Origin of the sequence: Streptomyces sp. NPDC096136 (assembly GCF_044763325.1) — a bacterium.
Classification (GTDB): Bacteria; Actinomycetota; Actinomycetes; order Streptomycetales; family Streptomycetaceae; genus Streptomyces.
Genome location: NZ_JBIWFZ010000027.1, coordinates 1 through 18,443 on the forward strand (window position 1 = coordinate 1; position 18,443 = coordinate 18,443).

The 18,443-nt window shown below is 71.7% G+C and carries 19 protein-coding genes; 11 read left to right on the forward strand and 8 right to left on the reverse strand.

Annotated features, from left to right (window positions below; translation table 11 throughout):
- Positions 1 to 172: 172 nt before the first annotated feature.
- Complete coding sequence (locus ACIRBY_RS34710) at positions 173 to 667, reverse strand: inorganic diphosphatase (protein ID WP_042818871.1); 495 nt, start codon at positions 665 to 667, stop codon at positions 173 to 175.
- A 150-nt stretch (positions 668 to 817) separates the two neighbouring features.
- Here ACIRBY_RS34710 and dacB point away from each other — a divergent pair, with 150 nt between their 5' ends.
- The 7 genes from dacB (at position 818) to ACIRBY_RS34745 (ending at position 8,611) form a co-directional block, all read left to right on the forward strand.
- Entirely contained in the window at positions 818 to 2,260 is a 1,443-nt protein-coding gene (dacB, locus tag ACIRBY_RS34715; RefSeq protein WP_403908287.1) for a D-alanyl-D-alanine carboxypeptidase/D-alanyl-D-alanine-endopeptidase, read from the forward strand.
- A 46-nt stretch (positions 2,261 to 2,306) separates the two neighbouring features.
- On the forward strand, positions 2,307 to 3,452 hold the full coding sequence (locus tag ACIRBY_RS34720) for a zinc-dependent metalloprotease (RefSeq protein ID WP_403908289.1): 1,146 nt from the start codon (positions 2,307 to 2,309) through the stop codon (positions 3,450 to 3,452).
- 188 nt (positions 3,453 to 3,640) lie between these two features.
- Entirely contained in the window at positions 3,641 to 4,666 is a 1,026-nt protein-coding gene (tilS, locus tag ACIRBY_RS34725; RefSeq protein ID WP_403908291.1) for a tRNA lysidine(34) synthetase TilS, read from the forward strand.
- A gap of 66 nt (positions 4,667 to 4,732) precedes the next feature.
- Complete coding sequence (hpt, locus tag ACIRBY_RS34730; RefSeq protein WP_007264874.1) at positions 4,733 to 5,293, forward strand: hypoxanthine phosphoribosyltransferase; 561 nt, start codon at positions 4,733 to 4,735, stop codon at positions 5,291 to 5,293.
- A 194-nt stretch (positions 5,294 to 5,487) separates the two neighbouring features.
- On the forward strand, positions 5,488 to 7,521 hold the full coding sequence (gene ftsH, locus ACIRBY_RS34735; RefSeq protein ID WP_403908293.1) for an ATP-dependent zinc metalloprotease FtsH: 2,034 nt from the start codon (positions 5,488 to 5,490) through the stop codon (positions 7,519 to 7,521).
- Between the two features lie 93 nt (positions 7,522 to 7,614).
- The gene (gene folE, locus ACIRBY_RS34740) at positions 7,615 to 8,223 is read left to right on the forward strand and encodes a GTP cyclohydrolase I FolE (RefSeq protein WP_403908295.1); all 609 of its coding nucleotides are present in this window, start codon (positions 7,615 to 7,617) and stop codon (positions 8,221 to 8,223) included.
- A 4-nt stretch (positions 8,224 to 8,227) separates the two neighbouring features.
- Positions 8,228 to 8,611, forward strand: coding sequence for a hypothetical protein (locus tag ACIRBY_RS34745; RefSeq protein ID WP_403908297.1), 384 nt, complete (start codon positions 8,228 to 8,230; stop codon positions 8,609 to 8,611).
- 13 nt (positions 8,612 to 8,624) lie between these two features.
- Here the strand turns inward: ACIRBY_RS34745 and ACIRBY_RS34750 are convergent, their stop codons facing one another.
- The 6 genes from ACIRBY_RS34750 to ACIRBY_RS34775 all read right to left on the reverse strand — a co-directional run bounded on the left by ACIRBY_RS34750 (position 8,625) and on the right by ACIRBY_RS34775 (position 13,528).
- Positions 8,625 to 9,110, reverse strand: coding sequence for a DUF3180 domain-containing protein (locus ACIRBY_RS34750; RefSeq protein ID WP_403908299.1), 486 nt, complete (start codon positions 9,108 to 9,110; stop codon positions 8,625 to 8,627).
- 45 nt (positions 9,111 to 9,155) lie between these two features.
- On the reverse strand, positions 9,156 to 9,764 hold the full coding sequence (folK, locus tag ACIRBY_RS34755; protein ID WP_403908301.1) for a 2-amino-4-hydroxy-6-hydroxymethyldihydropteridine diphosphokinase: 609 nt from the start codon (positions 9,762 to 9,764) through the stop codon (positions 9,156 to 9,158).
- Positions 9,761 to 10,120 (reverse strand): dihydroneopterin aldolase, encoded by a 360-nt coding sequence (gene folB, locus ACIRBY_RS34760; protein ID WP_042809414.1) that lies wholly within the window; start codon positions 10,118 to 10,120, stop codon positions 9,761 to 9,763. Before folB ends, folK begins: the two co-directional genes overlap by 4 nt.
- A gap of 131 nt (positions 10,121 to 10,251) precedes the next feature.
- Positions 10,252 to 10,695, reverse strand: coding sequence for a nuclear transport factor 2 family protein (locus tag ACIRBY_RS34765; RefSeq protein WP_042809413.1), 444 nt, complete (start codon positions 10,693 to 10,695; stop codon positions 10,252 to 10,254).
- A gap of 46 nt (positions 10,696 to 10,741) precedes the next feature.
- Positions 10,742 to 11,605 carry a dihydropteroate synthase gene (gene folP / locus ACIRBY_RS34770; protein ID WP_403908304.1) on the reverse strand — a complete coding sequence of 288 codons (864 nt, stop codon included), beginning with the start codon at positions 11,603 to 11,605 and terminating at the stop codon, positions 10,742 to 10,744.
- 75 nt (positions 11,606 to 11,680) lie between these two features.
- Positions 11,681 to 13,528: a phosphatidylglycerol lysyltransferase domain-containing protein gene (locus tag ACIRBY_RS34775; RefSeq protein ID WP_403908306.1), complete on the reverse strand. Its 1,848-nt coding sequence runs from the start codon at positions 13,526 to 13,528 to the stop codon at positions 11,681 to 11,683.
- Positions 13,529 to 13,680: 152 nt separating this feature from the next.
- On the opposite strand from ACIRBY_RS34775, the gene ACIRBY_RS34780 reads away from it, so the two are divergent.
- Positions 13,681 to 14,790 carry an alpha/beta hydrolase-fold protein gene (locus ACIRBY_RS34780; protein WP_366449697.1) on the forward strand — a complete coding sequence of 370 codons (1,110 nt, stop codon included), beginning with the start codon at positions 13,681 to 13,683 and terminating at the stop codon, positions 14,788 to 14,790.
- Between the two features lie 103 nt (positions 14,791 to 14,893).
- Here the strand turns inward: ACIRBY_RS34780 and ACIRBY_RS34785 are convergent, their stop codons facing one another.
- Entirely contained in the window at positions 14,894 to 15,859 is a 966-nt protein-coding gene (locus ACIRBY_RS34785) for an ABC transporter ATP-binding protein (protein ID WP_403908309.1), read from the reverse strand.
- A 162-nt stretch (positions 15,860 to 16,021) separates the two neighbouring features.
- On the opposite strand from ACIRBY_RS34785, the gene ACIRBY_RS34790 reads away from it, so the two are divergent.
- From ACIRBY_RS34790 to ACIRBY_RS34800, 3 genes are read left to right on the forward strand one after another with little or no spacing between them, the layout of a single operon-like run.
- Positions 16,022 to 16,717, forward strand: a complete 696-nt coding sequence (locus tag ACIRBY_RS34790) for an ABC transporter permease (protein WP_403908311.1) — start codon at positions 16,022 to 16,024, stop codon at positions 16,715 to 16,717.
- Positions 16,718 to 16,720: 3 nt separating this feature from the next.
- Positions 16,721 to 17,395 carry an ABC transporter permease gene (locus ACIRBY_RS34795; RefSeq protein ID WP_403908313.1) on the forward strand — a complete coding sequence of 225 codons (675 nt, stop codon included), beginning with the start codon at positions 16,721 to 16,723 and terminating at the stop codon, positions 17,393 to 17,395.
- 46 nt (positions 17,396 to 17,441) lie between these two features.
- Positions 17,442 to 18,425: an ABC transporter substrate-binding protein gene (locus tag ACIRBY_RS34800; protein ID WP_403908315.1), complete on the forward strand. Its 984-nt coding sequence runs from the start codon at positions 17,442 to 17,444 to the stop codon at positions 18,423 to 18,425.
- Positions 18,426 to 18,443: the final 18 nt, after the last annotated feature.

The window sequence follows — 18,443 nt, forward strand, 5'->3', positions numbered from 1 at the left end:
CCGCCCGTTCGGCCTCGGTCATCCCGGAGGTGAACAGCCGGGTGAGCCGGCCGCGGGCGGGGGGGGCGCCCCCCCCCCCCCCCCCGGGGGGCCCCCCCCCCCCCGGGGGGGGGGGCCCCCCCCCGGGGGGGGGGGGCCCCCCCCGCCGGCTCTAGCGCTTACCGAGCGGAGCTCAGTGGTGGCCGCCCTGGGCCTCGAGGCGCTTGTAGGAGGCCTCGATCTCGGCCTCGGCCTCGGCGCGGCCGACCCAGTTGGCGCCCTCGACCGACTTGCCCGGCTCCAGGTCCTTGTAGACCTCGAAGAAGTGCTGGATCTCCAGGCGGTCGAACTCGGAGATGTGGTGGATGTCGCGCAGGTGCTCGACACGCGGGTCGGAGGCCGGCACGCACAGCAGCTTGGCGTCGCCGCCCGCCTCGTCCGTCATGTTGAACATGCCGATGGCGCGGCACTTGATCAGGCAGCCCGGGAAGGTGGGCTCGTCCAGGATGACCAGCGCGTCCAGCGGGTCGCCGTCCTCGCCGAGGGTGTTCTCGACGAAGCCGTAGTCCGTCGGGTAGCTGGTCGAGGTGAAGAGGCGACGGTCCAGACGGATCCGGCCGGTCTCGTGGTCCACCTCGTACTTGTTCCGCGAACCCTTGGGGATCTCGATGGTGACGTCGAACTCCACGTCCTGCTCCTCCATGATCAGCTCCGGCCCGGTGCCGAAGCTTGACTGCTTCGAGACGGCATTCAATTCAATTACTGCGCGTCCGGCCCATCCCGGGGGTGGGGTGCCATGCTCGCGGCAAGACGCAGTGGTTAAGTGTCCCTCACGCATATGTGTGATCGCGAAAGGGGCTGGTCCGAGGTGCCATTGGTCAAGACGTGGCAGCTCATCGCGGGGTCGGCCGTCGCCGGCCTCGCCCTGTCGGCGGTGGCCGTGGCCTCCGCAGGTCCCTGGGACTCCGGCCAGCGTAAGGCCGAGCGGGACAAGGCCGCCTCCTGGAGCCGGGCGGGTGGCGCAGATCACGCGGCCGGATCCCTGCCGCAGGCCGCGCCGAGCGCCCCCGGGGTGCTCCAGGGCGTCGTCCCCCGCTCCGCGGACGCGCCCTCCGCCGCCCTCGCCGGGGTGCTCGGGCCGCTGCTCGCCGACTCCGCGCTGGGCACCGTGCGCGGCGCGGCCGTGGTCGACGCCGTCACCGGCCGGGTGCTCTACGAGTCCGGGGCCGGCGAGGCCATGACCCCCGCCTCCACCGTCAAGATCGCCACCGCGAGCGCCGCGCTGGCCGCCCTCGGCCCCGAGCACCGCATCCGCACCACCGTGGCCCCCGGCCCCGGCCCGGGCCAGATCGTCCTGGTCGGCGGCGGCGACCCCTCCCTCACCGCGAAGAAGAAGAGCCCGGCCGGCTCCGGCGGCAGCCTCGTGGCCCTCGCCGCCGACACCGCCCAGGCCCTCAGGGCGGCCGGCACCGACACCGTCGCCCTCGGCTACGACGACACCCTCTACACGGGCCCGGTCCGCCACCCCATCGGCCGCAACGACAACCTCGCGCCCGTCACCGCCCTCACCGCCGACGAGGGCCGCCCCGACGACTCCACCGCCGGACCGGTCGAACGCAGCGAGGACCCCTCCAAGGACACCGCCCGGGCCTTCGCCGGCCTGCTGCGCGACCGGGGCGTCAAGGTCACCGGCGAACCCGCCCCGGCCAGGCCCGCCCCCGACGCCCGGCCCCTGGCCACCACCCTGTCCACCCCCCTCGCCGGGCTCGTCGAGCGGATGCTCACCAACAGCGACAACGACATCGCCGAGGCCCTCGCCCGCCAGACCGCCCTCGCCTCCGGCAAGCCGGCCAGCTTCGAGGGCGGCGAGAAGGCCGTCTCCGAGCGGCTCGGCTCCCTGGGCGTCGACCTCACCGGCTCCCGCTTCGCCGACGGCAGCGGCCTCAACCGGGCCGACAAGGTCAGCGCCCGCCTCCTGACGGGCCTGCTCGCCAAGGCCGCCGACCCCGGCCACCCCGAGCTGCGGCCCGTCCTCACCGGACTGCCCGTCGCCGGCTTCACCGGCACCCTGCGCACCCGCAACGCCGGCACCTCCCCGGCCGCCGGCCTGCTCCGCGCCAAGACCGGGACCCTGACCGGCGTGAACTCCCTCGCGGGCACCGTCGTCGACCCGTCCGGGCGGCTCCTCGCCTTCGCCTTCCTGACCGCGAACGCCCCCGACGGGTCCGCCGCCGAGAAGGGCCTCGACAAACTGGCCGCCGCCGTCGCCACCACCCCCTGACGCCCGGGGGGATCCGCAACGGCGCAGGTCCACGTACCGTTGACGCATGACGAGCATCGGTGGTGCGGAGATGGTCGACTGGAACCTCGCGGTGGCGACCGCGACCCGCCTCGTACGGCCGGGTCCGGAGGTCAGCCGCGACGAGGCCCGGGCCGTGGTGGCGGAGCTCCGCCGGCACGCCAGGACCTCCGAGGAGCACGTGCGCGCGTTCACCCGGATGACGGCCGGCGCCGGCCCCCTCCCCGACACCCCCGTCCTCGTCGTCGACCGGGCCGGCTGGGTCCGGGCCAACGTCGCCGGCTTCCGCGAACTGCTCGGCCCGCTGCTCACCAAGATGCAGGACCGCCGCGCCGGCGCCCCCGCGGGCGCCGTCCTGGGAGCCGTCGGCGGCAAGGTCACCGGCGTCGAGCTCGGCATGCTGCTCAGCTTCCTGGCCTCCCGCGTCCTCGGCCAGTACGAGACCTTCGCGCCGGTCGGCACCGACCTGCCCGGCAACCCCGCCACCGGCGGCCGGCTGCTGCTCGTCGCGCCCAACATCGTCCACGTGGAGCGCGAGCTGGAGGTCAGCCCGCACGACTTCCGGCTCTGGGTCTGCCTGCACGAGGAGACCCACCGCACCCAGTTCACCGCCGTGCCCTGGCTGCGCGCCCACCTGGAGGGCGAGATCCAGGCCTTCCTCGGCGCCACCGAGGTGGAGCCGGGAGCCCTCCTGGAGCGGGTGCGCGAGGCCGTCCAGTCCTTCTCCGGGGCCCGCCCCGAGGGCGAGCGCGGCGACGACGCCCACTCCTTCGTCGAACTCGTCCAGACCCCCGAGCAGCGCGAGGTGCTCGGCCGGCTCACCGCCGTCATGTCCCTGCTGGAGGGCCACGCCGACTTCGTCATGGACGGGGTGGGCCCCGAGGTGGTCCCCTCCGTGGCCGAGATCCGCGAGAAGTTCCAGCAGCGCCGCGCCAGCGGGGCCGGGCGGCTCGATGTCGCCCTGCGCAAGCTGCTGGGCCTCGACGCCAAGCTGCGCCAGTACCGCGACGGCGAGCGGTTCGTCCGGGCCGTCGTCGGCGAGGTCGGGATGGACGGCTTCAACCGCGTGTGGACCTCCCCGAACACACTGCCGACCAAGGCGGAGATCGCCAGCCCCGCGGACTGGGTGGCGCGCGTGCACCGCAGGGGGAGCGCGGGGCGCGAAGAAGGGTGACTCGGGAGGCGTAAACATGTCCCACTGGGGGAAGCAGCATCACCCTTCCGAGGGACCGTGGGCCGTAGAAGGGCGTGCGATGCTCGGGGAACGGCTCGCTTCTGTCACCATCAACGCACTCTGAGTGACCACCCGCGCGCAACACCCCGAAGCCTCCGAGCATCCGAACTCCACGAAGGGCACCGGACATGGGTCCCCATCCTGCGGTCGCGGCGATACGCCTGGCGGTCCGCCGCGTACTCCACGACGTCCTCACCGACCTGACCGACCCCACGGGCCGAGCGGCCGGCACCCCGCCGCTGGTCCTCGTCGCCTGCTCCGGCGGCGCCGACTCCATGGCGCTCGCCTCCGCCCTCGCCTTCGAGGCCCCCAAGCTCGGCATCCGGGCCGGCGGCATCACCATCGACCACGGCCTCCAGCCCGGCTCCGACCTGCGCGCCGCGGAGGTCGTCAGCCGCATGACCGCCCTCCGCCTCGACCCGGTGGAGTCCGTCGCCGTGCGCGTCGGCCGCGACGGCGGACCCGAGGCCGCCGCCCGCGACGCCCGCTACGCCGCCCTCGACGAGGCCGCCGACCGGCTCGGGGCCGCCGCCGTGCTGCTCGGACACACCCGCGACGACCAGGCGGAAACCGTCCTGCTGGGCCTCGCCCGCGGCTCCGGCATCCGCTCGCTGTCCGGCATGGCCGAGGTCTCCGGAGGTCCCGGCCGCACCCGGCGCTACCGCCGCCCCTTCCTCCAGGTCGACCGGCAGACCGCCCGCAAGGCCTGCATGGTGCAGTCCCTCCCCGTCTGGGACGACCCGCACAACCTCGACCCCGCCTACACCCGCTCCCGGCTCCGCCACGAGGGGCTGCCCGCCCTGGAGAAGGCGCTCGGCAAGGGGGTCGTGGAGGCGCTCGCCCGCACCGCCCAGCTCTCCCGGGACGACGCCGACGCCCTCGACGCCTGGGCCGCCGACGCGGAGGCCGGCGTACGCGACGCGGACGGCCGCCTGGAGTGCGCCAAGCTGTACGCCCTGCCGCCCGCCGTGCGCCGCCGCGTGCTGCGCCGGGCCGTGGTCGCGGCGGGCTCGCCCGCCGGCTCCCTCTTCGCCCGCCACATCGAGGAAGTCGACCGGCTCATCACCGGATGGCGCGGCCAGGGGGCCATCAACCTGCCCGGCCGCGTCGAGGCCCAGCGGCAGGGTGGCAGACTTGTCATCCGGCAGGGCTGATTGGTGCTGAAGCACGGCTGAGTCCTCCGGGGACGCCCTCCGGAGCCCCGGCCGACAACGAAAGTGATGCGGGTGGACGAGAAGGACATGGGCAACGACCTCCAGTCGGTGCTCATCACCAAGGAAGAGATCGACGCGAAGCTGGCCGAGCTGGCCGCGAAGATCGACGCGGAGTACGCGGGCAAGGACCTGCTCATCGTCGGTGTGCTCAAGGGCGCCGTGATGGTGATGGCGGACCTGGCGCGCGCCTTGTCCACCCCGCTCACCATGGACTGGATGGCGGTGTCCTCCTACGGCGCCGGAACCCAGTCCTCGGGCGTGGTGCGGATCCTCAAGGACCTGGACACCGACATCAAGGACAAGCACGTCCTGATCGTCGAGGACATCATCGACTCCGGCCTGACCCTGTCGTGGCTGCTGTCGAACCTGGGCTCCCGCCAGCCGGCCTCCCTCAAGGTCGTCACGCTGCTGCGCAAGCCCGAGGCCGCGAAGGTCGCCATCGACGTCGAGTGGGTCGGCTTCGACATCCCCAACGAGTTCGTCGTCGGCTACGGCCTCGACTACGCGGAGAAGTACCGCAACCTGCCGTTCGTCGGGACGCTCGCCCCGCACGTCTACGGCGGCTGACCCCCCTCCGTCACCGCGATCGCCCCCGGGGGGAACCCGGGGGCGATTCCCGCCGTTGGAGGAGAAGGCGGGTCTGTCAGCCGTCCCACGGGGCGGCGGGTGACAATACAGGGGTACATTCCGAAGAACAGTCTTTACTCACAGCAGCATTTACCTACGGGCAGGAGGGACGGGGTGCCCGGCACCCCGTATGGATGGACGTGAAGCGATACTTCCGTGGGCCGGTCATGTGGATCGTGCTGGCCGTCCTCGCCGTGGTCGTGTTGATGAACGTCGTCGGCTCCGGCGGCGGCTACAAGTCGGTGGAGACCAGCGAGGTCATCAAGGCGATCAACAGTGGCCAGGTCGAGAGCGCCAAGCTGACCACCGGCGACAGCCAGATGATCAAGATCGAGCTGAAGAAGGGCCAGAAGCTCGGTAACAACAGCGGCACCAAGTTCCAGGCCAACTACATCGGGGACCAGGGCGTACAGCTCGCCCAGAACCTCCAGACCAAGTACGAAGCCGGTCAGATCCCGGACGGCTACTCCGTCACGCCGGACAAGACCAGCCCGTTCCTGAGCGTGCTGCTCTCGCTCCTGCCCTTCGTCCTCATCGTGGTCGTCTTCCTGTTCCTGATGAACCAGATGCAGGGCGGCGGCTCCCGGGTCATGAACTTCGGCAAGTCCAAGGCCAAGCTCATCACCAAGGACACCCCGAAGACGACGTTCGCCGACGTCGCGGGCTCGGACGAGGCCGTCGAGGAACTCCACGAGATCAAGGAGTTCCTCCAGGAGCCGGCGAAGTTCCAGGCCGTCGGCGCCAAGATCCCCAAGGGCGTGCTGCTCTACGGCCCGCCCGGCACCGGCAAGACCCTGCTCGCGCGTGCCGTCGCGGGCGAGGCCGGCGTTCCGTTCTACTCGATCTCCGGTTCCGACTTCGTCGAGATGTTCGTCGGCGTCGGCGCCTCGCGCGTGCGCGACCTGTTCGAGCAGGCCAAGGCCAACGCCCCGGCGATCGTCTTCGTCGACGAGATCGACGCCGTCGGCCGGCACCGCGGCGCGGGCCTCGGCGGCGGTCACGACGAGCGCGAGCAGACCCTCAACCAGCTGCTCGTCGAGATGGACGGCTTCGACGTGAAGGGCGGCGTCATCCTGATCGCCGCCACGAACCGCCCCGACATCCTCGACCCGGCGCTGCTGCGCCCCGGCCGCTTCGACCGCCAGATCGCGGTCGACCGGCCGGACATGCAGGGCCGTCTGGAGATCCTCAAGGTCCACCAGAAGGGCAAGCCGGTCGCACCGGACGTCGACCTCTCGGCCGTCGCCCGCCGCACCCCCGGCTTCACGGGTGCCGATCTGTCCAACGTGCTGAACGAGGCCGCGCTCCTCACGGCCCGCTCGGACCGCAAGCTGATCGACAACCTGATGCTGGACGAGGCGATCGACCGCGTCGTGGCGGGCCCGCAGAAGCGGACCCGGATCATGTCCGACAAGGAGAAGAAGATCACCGCGTACCACGAGGGCGGACACGCCCTGGTCGCGGCGGCCTCCCCGAACTCCGACCCGGTGCACAAGATCACGATCCTGTCCCGCGGCCGGGCCCTGGGCTACACCATGGTCCTGCCCGACGAGGACAAGTACTCGACCACCCGCAACGAGATGCTCGACCAGCTCGCGTACATGCTGGGCGGGCGCGCGGCCGAGGAACTGGTCTTCCACGACCCGACCACGGGCGCCGCGAACGACATCGAGAAGGCCACGGCGACGGCCCGCGCGATGGTCACCCAGTACGGCATGACCGAGCGCCTCGGCGCGATCAAGTTCGGCGGGGACAACACCGAGCCGTTCCTGGGCCGCGAGATGTCGCACCCGCGGGACTACTCGGAAGAGGTCGCGGCGCTGGTCGACGAAGAGGTCAAGAAGCTCATCGAGACCGCGCACAACGAGGCCTGGGAGATCCTGGTCGAGAACCGGGACGTCCTGGACAACCTGGTGCTGGCGCTCCTGGAGAAGGAGACCCTGGGCAAGGAGGAGATCGCCGAGATCTTCTCCACGATCGTGAAGCGCCCGGCCCGCCCGGCGTGGACCGGTTCCGCCCGCCGCACCCCCTCCACCCGTCCGCCGGTGCTCTCGCCCAAGGAGCTCCAGCTGACGAACGCCGCCAACGGCACCTCGGCCTCGGCCCAGACGGCCGTGTCGGTGGAGAAGTCCCCGGAGTCCTCCTCCGAGGACGGTCCGGAGGCCTGACCAGGTCCGGAATGGATGCCGCGCCCCCCAGGTTCTAGCCTGGGGGGCGCGGCACATTTGTACGCCGTACGCGCACACAGGAACGAGGATGAGATGACCGACCCAGTGACCCTGACCGGTGGCGAGGGCACGATCGGCGAGTTCGACGAGAAGCGCGCCGAGGCGGCCGTCCGAGAGCTCCTGATCGCGGTCGGCGAGGACCCGGACCGCGAGGGCCTCCTGGAGACCCCGGCGCGCGTGGCGCGGGCGTACAAGGAGATATTCGCCGGGCTGTACCAGAAGCCCGCGGACGTCCTGACCACGACGTTCGACCTCGGCCACGACGAGATGGTCCTCGTGAAGGACATCGAGGTCATGTCCAGCTGTGAGCACCACCTGGTCCCGTTCCACGGCGTGGCCCACGTCGGCTACATCCCGTCCACCGACGGCAAGATCACCGGTCTGTCGAAGCTGGCCCGCCTGGTGGACGTCTTCGCCCGCCGCCCCCAGGTCCAGGAGCGGCTGACCACGCAGATCGCCGACTCCCTGATGGAGATCCTGGACCCGCGCGGCTGCATCGTGGTCATCGAGTGCGAGCACATGTGCATGACGATGCGCGGGGTCCGCAAGCCGGGCGCCAAGACGATCACCTCGGCGGTCCGCGGCCAGCTCCGCGACCCCGCGACGCGCAACGAGGCCATGAGCCTCATCATGGCCCGCTGACCCGGTGGCCGGGCCGGCCGGCTGGGAGCCGCTGAGCGAGGGCGTCCGACGCACGCTGGAGGTGCTGCTCGACGGCCCGTCCGAGGCCCATCGGCGGCTGCGGGCGCAGATCCCGTACGCCGAGATGCGCGACAGCGGCTGCTCCTGCCCCTGTGTGTACCTGAGGGTGGCCGCGGAGGCCCTGGAGGCCCTGGAGGCCGCCCCGACGGGCCGGGGGACCGGGCCGGTGGCGGGCGCCCCCCTGCTGGCCGCGGACGGCGGCTACGACGGCGAGGCGACGCTGTTCGCGCACGACGGTGTCCTGGAGGACCTCCAGTTCTGCGACTGGGAGGACCACGGGCCAGGGCCGCGCCCGCTGTGGGAGTGGCTGGGTCCCCGCCACTCCTGAGCCCCGCCGCCCCCTAGGCCGCCGCGCGGGCCTTGGCGGGGTCCTCGTCCTCCGGGAGTTTCAGGACGTGCTCCAGGAAGAGGGCCGCCGCGACGACCGCGGCGCCCGCCAGGACCGAGCCGCCCGCGTACCAGGCCTGGTCGCGGCGGGCCGGGACGTCCAGGGAGTCGGTCAGCAGGAAGACGCCGACCCCGCCGTACATGCCGGCGACCAGGGCCGCGACCAGGGCGCTGGCCTGGGCGAAGACCAGCGCGCGGGCTGCCATCAGCGGCTCCACGCCCTTGGCTCCCGGACGGCGCTCGCGCTGGGCCTTCAGGCGGGCGCGCAGCGACAGGGCGGTGGCGAACAGCACCGCGGCGATGACCGCCAGCACGATCGGCGCGGCCAGTGGGACGCCCGGCAGGGTGCCGTAGGCGTTCCACAGGCGGGCGCCGGCCCAGGACAGCACCCCGGCGATCACGAAGGTGCCCGCCAGGACCGCCGGCCTCAGTTGCTTCACTTGCCCGTCCCCTGTTCAGTGTCTGCTACCTGAACACGCTAACGGCTATTCCGGGAGACGGAGTTCCAGGTCGGTCCGCGGCGTGACCCCGCTCAGGCCGATCGCGGCCAGCAGGCCGGAGACCGGGCCGCGGCCGGGGAGCTGGGCCTCGGGGTCGATGTCGTTCCAGGGGGCCAGGACGAAGGCCCGCAGGTGCGCCCGCGGGTGCGGCAGGGTCAGGACGGGGTCGTCGGAGACCACGTCGGAGTACGCCACGATGTCCACGTCGATCGTGCGCGGGCCCCAGCGCTCCTCGCGGACCCGGTCGAAGGCCTCCTCGACGGCGTGCGCCCGCTCCAGGAGCGAGGACGGCGGCAGGGTGGTCTTCAGGGCGATGACCGCGTTCAGGTACGAGGGCTGCGAGCCGGGCTCGACGCCCCACGGCTCGGTCTCGTAGACCGGCGAGACGGCCTTGACCCGCAGCCCGGGGGTGTCGCCGAGGGCGTCGATGGCGCCCTGGAGGGTCTCCAGCCGGTTGCCGAGGTTGGCGCCGAGCGCGATCACGGCCCATTTGGGGTTGGAGAGCGTCACGTCGGCCGCGTCGACCGCCTCGACGACGGACGCGGGGACGGGCTGGACCGTGGGGTCGCTCTGGGCGTTCTGTCCGTTGTTCACACGCGGCTCCGGGTGATCGTGATGGTCACGTCGTCGAAGGGGACGGTGATCGGCGCGTCCGGCTTGTGGACGACGACCTCCACCTGTGCGACGGCCTCGTGCTTGAGGCACTGCTGGGCGATGCGCTCGGCGAGGGTCTCGATCAGGTCGACGGGCTCGCCCTGGACGACGTCGACGACCTCTTCGGCCACGACCCCGTAGTGCACGGTCTTGGCCAGGTCGTCCCCGGCCGCCGCGGGGCGGGTGTCCAGGTGCAGCACGAGGTCGACGATGAAGGTCTGGCCTTCTTCGCGTTCCCGGGGGAAGACGCCGTGGTGCCCGCGAGCCTTGAGGCCGCGCAGCGCGACACGATCCACGCGAATCACTCCTGCTTTCGTAGGTGCTTCCGGTCCCGGGACTCCCCGGGCCCTTGGGCCTACGCCGAGTGCGGTCGGCGTCGTCCACCTTCGAATTTACCTGCGACAAACCTTCGCCCCCGCCCTTGGGGTCAGTCGGAGGCCTCTTCTTCCTCGTCATCGGAGTCCGTGAGCACCGGAGAACCGTGGTGGGACCAGAGCCGCCACCCCTGCGGTGTGCGTCGGAACACATTCGTGGCGACGACCAGCTGGCCGACGAGCGGGCCGAGCTCCCCGGCCTGCTCGGCGGGGCCCCCGCTGAGGATGTTCTCGGTACAGGTGACCAGGGCGGTGTCGCCTATGAGGGCCACCTTGGTGTCGGTGAGGAAGAACTGGATGTACTCGGTGTGGGACATGATCAGCGCGTAGGAGCGCAGCACCTCGCCCCGCCCGGAGAGCACCGGCCACCCCGGGTGGACGCAGGAGATCTCGTCGTCGAGCCAGAGCGCCGACAGTGCGTCGAAGTCCCCCCGCTCCATGGCCTCGTAGAAGGCCGCGTTGACCTCTTCGACGGCTTCGATGTCGGTACGGCTCACCGTTCCCCTTCCCTGTGCGTACGGTCGGTCCCGTCGGCCCTTCGGGTCACAGAGCCCCTTCCACGGCACGGGCCACCCGAACCGCGTCGGCGGTCGCCCGTACCTCGTGCACCCGTACGGCCCAGGCGCCCTGGTGGGCGGCGATGGCCGAGACGGCGGCCGTGGCGGCGTCCCGCTCGCGGGCGGGCGGCGGGGCGGCGTCGGCGGCGCCGGCCAGGACCCGGCCGAGGAAACGCTTCCGCGAGGCGGCGACGAGGAGGGGGAAGCCGAGGGCGCGCAGCTCGGGGAGGCGGGCGACGAGGGCCAGGTCGTGTTCGGCGTTCTTGGCGAAGCCGAGGCCCGGGTCGACGACGATCCGCTCGGGGGAGATGCCTCCGCAGACGACGGCGTCGATGCGGGCGCGGAGTTCGGCGGTGACCTCGCCGAGGACGTCGGCGTAGACGGCGAGGCTGTTCATGTTGTCGCTGAAGCCGCGCCAGTGCATGACGACGAAGGGGACGTCGGTGGCGGCGACGGCCGGGATCATGCGGGGGTCGGCGAGGCCGCCGCTGACGTCGTTGACGAGCCGGGCGCCGGCGGCGACGGCCTGTTCGGCGACGGTCGCGCGCATGGTGTCGACGGAGACGGCGACGCCCTCGGAGGCGAGGCCGCGGACGACGGGGACGACGCGGCGGAGCTCCTCCTCGGCGTCGACGCGGGTGGCGCCGGGGCGGGTGGACTCGCCGCCGACGTCGACGAGGTCGGCGCCCTGGGCGACGAGGTCGAGGCCGCGCTTGACGGCTGCGGTGGTGTCGAACCAGCGGCCGCCGTCGGAGAAGGAGTCGGGGGTGACGTTGACGACGCCCATGACCGCGCAGCGGTCCCAGTCGGGGAGCCCGGCCACGTGGCCCCGGGGGGCGGTGGTGTTCATGGGGTCCAGGGTAGATCCCGCGCAGCGGAACGCCCCCGGGCCCTGGCGGGCACGGGGGCGTGGGGGCGGTGGCGGCTAGGCGGCCTGGACCTCGCGGTCCTGCTGGGCCGGGATCGCCGTCTCCTGGTGGGCGCAGGGGCGGACCTGCTTCGGGCGGCGGCGGCTCTCGAAGAGGCGGGGGAGGGCCAGGGTGACGAAGCCCTCGGCCTGCATCACGGCGAAGCCGATGCGGGGCAGGTCGCGGTGGTGGCGGTAGACCATGAACCGCGGCTCCCAGCGGGGGCGGAACTTCTCGTTGAACTTGTACAGCGACTCGATCTGGAACCAGCGCGAGAGGAAGACGAGCAGGCTGCGCCAGGCGCGCAGGACCGGGCCGGCGCCGATCTTCTCGCCGCGGGCCAGGGCCGCGCGGAACATCGCGAAGTTCAGGGAGACCTTCTCGATCTTCAGCTCGGGGGCCTGCTGGAGGGAGGCGACGATCAGCAGCTCGTTCATGCCCGGGTCGGCGCCGCGGTCGCGGCGCATCATCTCCAGCGACATGCCGTCCTTGCCCCACGGCACGAAGTGCTGGATGGCCTTCAGGTCGCCGAAGGGGCTGCTGTCGCCCTCCTCCACGCGGTGCGCGGTGGCGATGATGCAGTCGCCGTCGCCCGGGTCGCCGATGCGGCCCAGGGCCATGGAGAAGCCGCGCTCGGTGTCGGTGCCGCGCCAGGCCTCGGCCGCGCCGCGCACCTGGGACAGCTCGAACTCGTTCAGCTCGCTGACCCGGCGGACCTTGGTGGTGTAGCCGTTGCGCTCGATGCGCTTCACCATCTGGCGGACGTTGCGCATGGGGCGTCCGGCGAGGGAGAAGTCTTTGACGTCGACGATGGCCTCGTCGCCGAGCTCCAGGGCGTCCAGGCCCGTCTCGCGGGTCCAGACCTCGCCGCCGGTCTCGCTGCAGCCCACGACGGCCGGGGTCCAGGAGTGGGCCTTGGCCTCCTCCATGAAGCGCTCGATGGCGCCGGGCCAGGCCTCGACGTCGCCGACGGGGTCGCCGGAGGCGAGCATGACGCCGGAGACCACGCGGTAGGTGACGGCGGCCTTGCCGCTGGGGGAGAAGACGACGGCCTTGTCGCGGCGGAGCGCGAAGTGGCCGAGCGAGTCGCGGCCGCCGTGCTTGGCGAGCAGCTCGCGCAGCTTCTCCTCGTCGTCCGCGGTGAGCTGGGCGGCCGGGTGCTCGGGGCGGAAGGCGAGGTAGATCGTGGTGACGGCGGTCAGCATGCCGAGGGCGCCGAGGGAGTAGCCGACGGTCCAGCTCACCCGTCCGGCGTAGTCGACGGGGCCCTCGAAGCCGAAGAGGCCGTAGACCACGTGGGTGATCTGCTCGTAGAGGCTGGGGTGGCCGACGACCTTGTTCGGGTGGACGTTGACGATGACCAGGCCCAGGCCGATGGAGCCGGCGCTCATCAGGACGAAGTTCGCGAGCGCCTTCCAGCGGCTGCGCGGGTCCGGGAGGGCCTTGAACTCACCCTGGTGGCGTACGAGCAGCGCGAGGAGCACCGCCGAGATGACCACGCTGATGATCGAGTGCCGGTAGACGAACTGCGCGACCGCACCGGCCGGCAGCAGGATCACGGCGGCGCGCCAGGCGCGCCGCTTGTTGCGCTTGAGTCCGTGCGCGAGCAGCAGGATCAGGACGCCCGCGCTGATGGAGAGGGCCGCGGCGAAGGGGCCCAGGGAGCCGGGCAGCACCTCGGTGACCGCGTGGAACCGGCTGTGGCGGAATCGCGGGAAGACGCCCGCCGCGATGTCCAGAAGGCCGACGATCATGACGGCCGTACCTACGAGACCGGGCACCGACTCCGGCTTGGGTCCGCGGAAGATTCGCCGGACCTTACTCGGAACCTGTCCCGACTTATCGCCATCTATCCTGCTAGACATCGCTTCCCGTTGCTCCGCGAGAGATCATGTGGCCGAAGGCCGCGACAGCCTCCGGAGTGTGGTGCGTCCACTAGGACGACATCGAGGAGGAGCGGGTTCACTCTTCCGTCGGAAAAATCCAGTCCTGCCATCAGAAAGTCGACTGACTGCTCATGGGTCTCACCAGTAATGCCGTTCTGGTCCTGGCCATCATCGCGGGTGTAGCGCTGTTCGCGGTGACGGTCTGGCTCTGGCCGAAGCTCTCGGGCCGCACCTGGCGGTCGGTCCTCGGCCGGGTCGGCCTCCTGCTCGCGACCCAGCTGGCGCTGTTCTCGGCAGTCGGTCTCGCCGCCAACAAGTCCTTCCTCTTCTACGGTTCCTGGGCCGACCTGTTCGGCCAGCAGACGGCCATCGGCAAGGTCGTCGACCACTCGATGAGCAGCAAGGACATCAAGGTCATCGACAAGCAGAAGCTGGACGTCCCCGGCGGCGGCCAGCCGCAGGTCGGCGGTCAGATACTGAAGGTGGCCATCACCGGGCAGAAGTCGAAGATAACGAGCCCCGGCTACGTCTGGCTCCCGCCGGAGTACTTCCAGCCGCAGCACAAGGACAAGAACTTCCCCGCCTCCATCGTCCTCACGGGTTACCCGGGTACCGCCGAGAACCTCATCAAAGGGCTGAACTACCCGATGACGGCCTTCAAGCAGGCCAAGCAGGGCAAGATGAAGCCGATGATCCTCGTCATGCTGCGCCCGACCATCGCGCCGCCGCGCGACACCGAGTGCGTGGACATACCGGGCGGCCCGCAGACGGAGACCTTCTTCGCGCAGGACCTGCCGCAGGCGATCCAGGGCACCTTCCGGGTCGGCAAGAAGCCGCAGAACATGGGCTTCATCGGCAACTCCACGGGCGGCTACTGCGCCCTGAAGATCGCCGCGCACCACCCGCAGGTCTTCGGCGCCGCCGCCGGCCTGTCCGCGTACTACAAGGCGGCCGACGACCCGACGACCGGTGACCTCTTCCACGGCGACGAGAAGCTGAAGAAGGCCGCGGACGTGCTGTGGAGCATGGAGAACAAGAAGCCGACCGGCACCTCCTTCCTCGTCACCACGAGCGAGAAGGGCGAGGACAACCTGAACGACACCAAGAAGTTCATCAAGCTGGTCAAGGGTCCGGACCGGGTCTCCTCGATCATCCTCGACAGCGGCGGCCACAACTTCAACACCTGGCGCCGCGAGATCCCGCCGATGCTGGTGTGGATGAGCAGCCGCATGCAGGCCTGAAGCGGCGCACGCGGTTCCGGCAGTTCAGCAGTGCAGCAGTGCAGCAGTACCGAGCCCCTCGTGCTCGCGCGTGGTCAGGGCCCGACTCCTGTCGGGCCCTTCGTCATGCCGCGGGCGGTTCGGCCCGGCGCAGGGCCCGGTGGACGCCCTCCGGGGTCAGGACGCCGACCAGCGCGCCGGACTCCGGATCCGTGACCCCGATCCGCCCCGCGTCCTCCTGGAGCAGGGCCGCCAGCGCCTCGCGCAGCGACGCCCCCAGCGCGACCGAGCCGGCCGGGGCCTCGCCCTCCCGCGCCGCCGTCAGGTCCGCTTCCCCGACCGGGGTGACCGCGAGGCGCCGCAGCCCCCGGTCGGCGCCGACGAAGGAGGCCACGTAGTCGGTCGCCGGGGCGCCGAGCACGGCCGCCGGGCGGTCGAACTGCTCGATGGTGCCCGTCCCGTAGACCGCGATCCGGTCGCCGAGCCGGACGGCCTCCTCCAGGTCGTGGGTGACCAGCAGGATCGTCTTGCGGACGGTCCGCTGCAGGGTGAGGAACTCGTTCTGGAGCCGCTCGCGCACCACCGGGTCCACCGCGCCGAACGGCTCGTCCATCAGCAGCACCGGCGGGTCCGCCGCGAGCGCGCGGGCGACCCCGACGCGCTGGCGCTGCCCGCCGGACAGCTGCTCCGGGTAGCGGTCCCCGTACACGGCCGGGTCCAGGCCGACGAGGTCGAGGAGCTCGGCCGCCCGCGCGCGGGCCTTCGCCTTCGGGGTGCCGATCAGCTGCGGCACGGTCGCCGTGTTCTCCAGCACGGTCTTGTGGGGGAACAGCCCGACCTGCTGGATGACGTACCCGATGCGGCGGCGCAGCTCGACCGGGTCGGCGGCGCAGACGTCCTCGCCGTCGAGCAGGATCCGGCCGGAGGTGGGCTCGATGAGGCGGTTGACCATCTTCATCGTAGTCGTCTTGCCGCAGCCGGACGGGCCCACCAGTGTGACCAGCTCGCCCTCCGCCACCTCGAACGTCAGGTCCTCGACGGCCGTCGTCCCATCGGGGTAGCGCTTGGTCACATGCTCGAATCGGATCACTCCGCCATCCTCCCCCACCGCTGCTCACGGATGGGCGAAGGCTTTGTGAGGGGAGTGTTGCACCTGTGCGAATGATTCCGGCCAGTGCGGGCGCCCGGGGTTATGGTCGCACTGGCCGGGTCTTCGGGTACGCGTGTGCGAGGGAAGAGGGGGGTGGGCGGGGTGGCGGTACGGAACTGCCTGGTGACGAACGACTGGATCTGCTGGGACTACGTCAGCTCCCGCGCCCCCGAACTCGCCGACGCCACCCTCGAACACGTCTGGATCACGGCCGTCTCGGTGCTCATCGGCGTCGCCGTCGCCGTCCCCCTCGCGCTCCTGGCCCGCCGCGGCCGCCGCTGGGCGGCCCCGGTGCTCGGCCTGACCACCCTGCTCTACACGGTTCCCTCGCTCGCCATGTTCTCCCTGCTGCTGCCCTTCTTCGGGCTCTCGGCGGCGCTCGTGGTGACCGGCCTGGTGCTGTACTCGCTGACCATCCTGGTCCGCAACGTGCTGGCCGGCCTGGAGGCCGTCCCCGAGGAGGTGCGCGAGGCCGCGCGCGGCATGGGCTACGGCCCGGCGCGGCTGCTGTGGCAGGTCGAACTGCCCCTGGCCTTGCCCGCGCTGCTCGCCGGGGTGCGGATCGCGACCGTCTCCACGGTGGCGCTGACCACCGTCGGCTCGATCGTCGGCAAGGGCGGACTGGGCAACCTGATCGCCCCTGCCGTGAACAGCTCCTTCAAGGCGCAGGTGCTCACCGCCTCCGCGCTGTGCGTCCTGCTCGCGCTCGCCGCCGACCTGCTGCTGCTGGGCCTCCAGCGGCTGCTGACACCGTGGACCCGCGCCGGACGGCCCGCGCGGGCGGGGAAGGGGGGCTGAGGCGTGGGGGTCCTCGGGAAGGCCTGCGGCTGGCTGGCCGACGGCGCCAACTGGTCGGGCGAGAGCGGTGTCCGGCACCGCCTGGCCGAGCACCTGCTGGTCAGCGGGACCGCCCTGGGCATCGCCTGCGCGGTGGCCCTGCCGGTGGGGCTGTGGCTGGGACACGTGGGGCGGGGCGGGGCGCTCGCGGTGAACGTCTCCAACGTGGGGCGCGCCGTGCCGGTGTTCGCGGTGCTGGCCCTGTTCATGGTCTCGCCGCTGCGCAGTGCCGGCTACCTGCCGACCGTGGCCGCCCTGGTGCTGTTCGCCGTACCGCCGCTGCTGACCAACGCGTACGTCGGCGTACGGGAGGTGGACCGCGCCGTGGTCGAGGCGGCCCGGGGCATGGGCATGTCCGGCCGGCAGCTGTTCTGGCGGGTGGAACTGCCGCTCGCGCGGGGGCTGGTGATGACCGGGCTGCGCTCGGGCGCCGTCCAGGTCGTCGCCACCGCCACGATCGCGGCGATGGTCGGCCAGGGCGGCCTGGGCCGGATCATCACCGCCGGCTTCAACACGTACGACACGCCGCAGGTGGTGGCGGGCGCCCTGCTGGTCGCGCTGCTGGCCCTGCTGGTGGAGGGCCTCCTGGTGGCGGCGGACCGGCTGCTGCTGCGCCGCGGCCGCCCGGCGCCGCGCTGAGTCCGTCCCTTTTTCCGATGCTTTCCCCTGATCTCCAAGGAGCATGATGAGCAAGTCCACGCGCATCCTCGGCGCGACCCTGGGCGCGGTGGCCCTGACCGTTTCGCTCAGCGCCTGCGGGGGCGACAGCCTGGAGAAGGCCAAGGACGGCGGCTCGTCCTCCTCGTCCGGGGGCGGCGGAGCCAAGGGCAGGCTGGTGGTCGGCGCGGCCGGCTTCACCGAGTCGAACGTGCTGGCCGAGCTGTACGCGCGGCTCCTGGCGGACGCGGGCTACGACACCTCCGTCACCACGGTCAACAACCGCGAGCTGTACGAGCCTTCGCTGGAGAAGGGCGAGATCGACGTCGTCCCGGAGTACGCCGCCACCCTGGCGGAGTTCCTCAACGCCAAGGTGAACGGCCCGGACGCGCCGAAGGGGAAGCCGGTCGCGTCGAGCGACGCGGCGGCCACGGTCGCGGCGCTGGAGAAGCTGGCGGCGCCGCTCGGGCTGAAGGCGCTCCCGGCGGGCGCGGCCGTCGACCAGAACGCCTTCGCCGTGAGCAGGGAATTCGCGCAGAAGAACAACCTCAGGACGCTTTCCGATCTTGGAAAGTCGGGCCAGAAGGTGAAGATCGCGGCGGGTGACGAATGCTCCGTCCGCCCCTTCTGCGCCCCCGGGTTGGAGAAGACGTACGGAATCCAGGTTTCCGGTATCGACCCCAAGGGCGTCGGCACCCCGCAGGCCAAGCAGGCCGTCAAGGACGGGGTGGACCAGCTCGTGCTGACCACCACCACCGACGCCACGCTGGACGGCTTCGGTCTGGTCCTGCTGGAGGACGACAAGAAGCTCCAGAACGCCGACAACGTGCTCCCGGTCGTCAACGCCAAGGACGCCGGGGCGCCGGAGGTCGCGGCCGCGCTGGAGCGGCTCACCAAGGTGCTCACGACCGCCGACCTCGTCGAACTGAACCGCAAGGTGGACGCGGAGCGGGCGAAGCCGGCGGACGTCGCGAAGGCCTATCTGGAGGCCAAGGCCCTTCTGAAGAAGTAGCGGTTACACGGTTGATGG

What these genes read in the sequence shown, in the direction of transcription:
- dacB (WP_403908287.1), top strand. Translation starts at nt 818, where the DNA reads ATGTGTGATCGCGAAAGGGGCTGGTCCGAGGTGCCATTGGTCAAGACG.
- ACIRBY_RS34720 (WP_403908289.1), top strand. Translation starts at nt 2,307, where the DNA reads ATGACGAGCATCGGTGGTGCGGAGATGGTCGACTGGAACCTCGCGGTG.
- tilS (WP_403908291.1), top strand. Translation starts at nt 3,641, where the DNA reads ATGGGTCCCCATCCTGCGGTCGCGGCGATACGCCTGGCGGTCCGCCGC.
- hpt (WP_007264874.1), top strand. Translation starts at nt 4,733, where the DNA reads ATGCGGGTGGACGAGAAGGACATGGGCAACGACCTCCAGTCGGTGCTC.
- ftsH (WP_403908293.1), top strand. Translation starts at nt 5,488, where the DNA reads ATGGACGTGAAGCGATACTTCCGTGGGCCGGTCATGTGGATCGTGCTG.
- folE (WP_403908295.1), top strand. Translation starts at nt 7,615, where the DNA reads ATGACCGACCCAGTGACCCTGACCGGTGGCGAGGGCACGATCGGCGAG.
- folP (WP_403908304.1), bottom strand. Translation starts at nt 11,605, where the DNA reads ATGAACACCACCGCCCCCCGGGGCCACGTGGCCGGGCTCCCCGACTGG.
- ACIRBY_RS34775 (WP_403908306.1), bottom strand. Translation starts at nt 13,528, where the DNA reads ATGTCTAGCAGGATAGATGGCGATAAGTCGGGACAGGTTCCGAGTAAG.
- ACIRBY_RS34780 (WP_366449697.1), top strand. Translation starts at nt 13,681, where the DNA reads ATGGGTCTCACCAGTAATGCCGTTCTGGTCCTGGCCATCATCGCGGGT.
- ACIRBY_RS34800 (WP_403908315.1), top strand. Translation starts at nt 17,442, where the DNA reads ATGAGCAAGTCCACGCGCATCCTCGGCGCGACCCTGGGCGCGGTGGCC.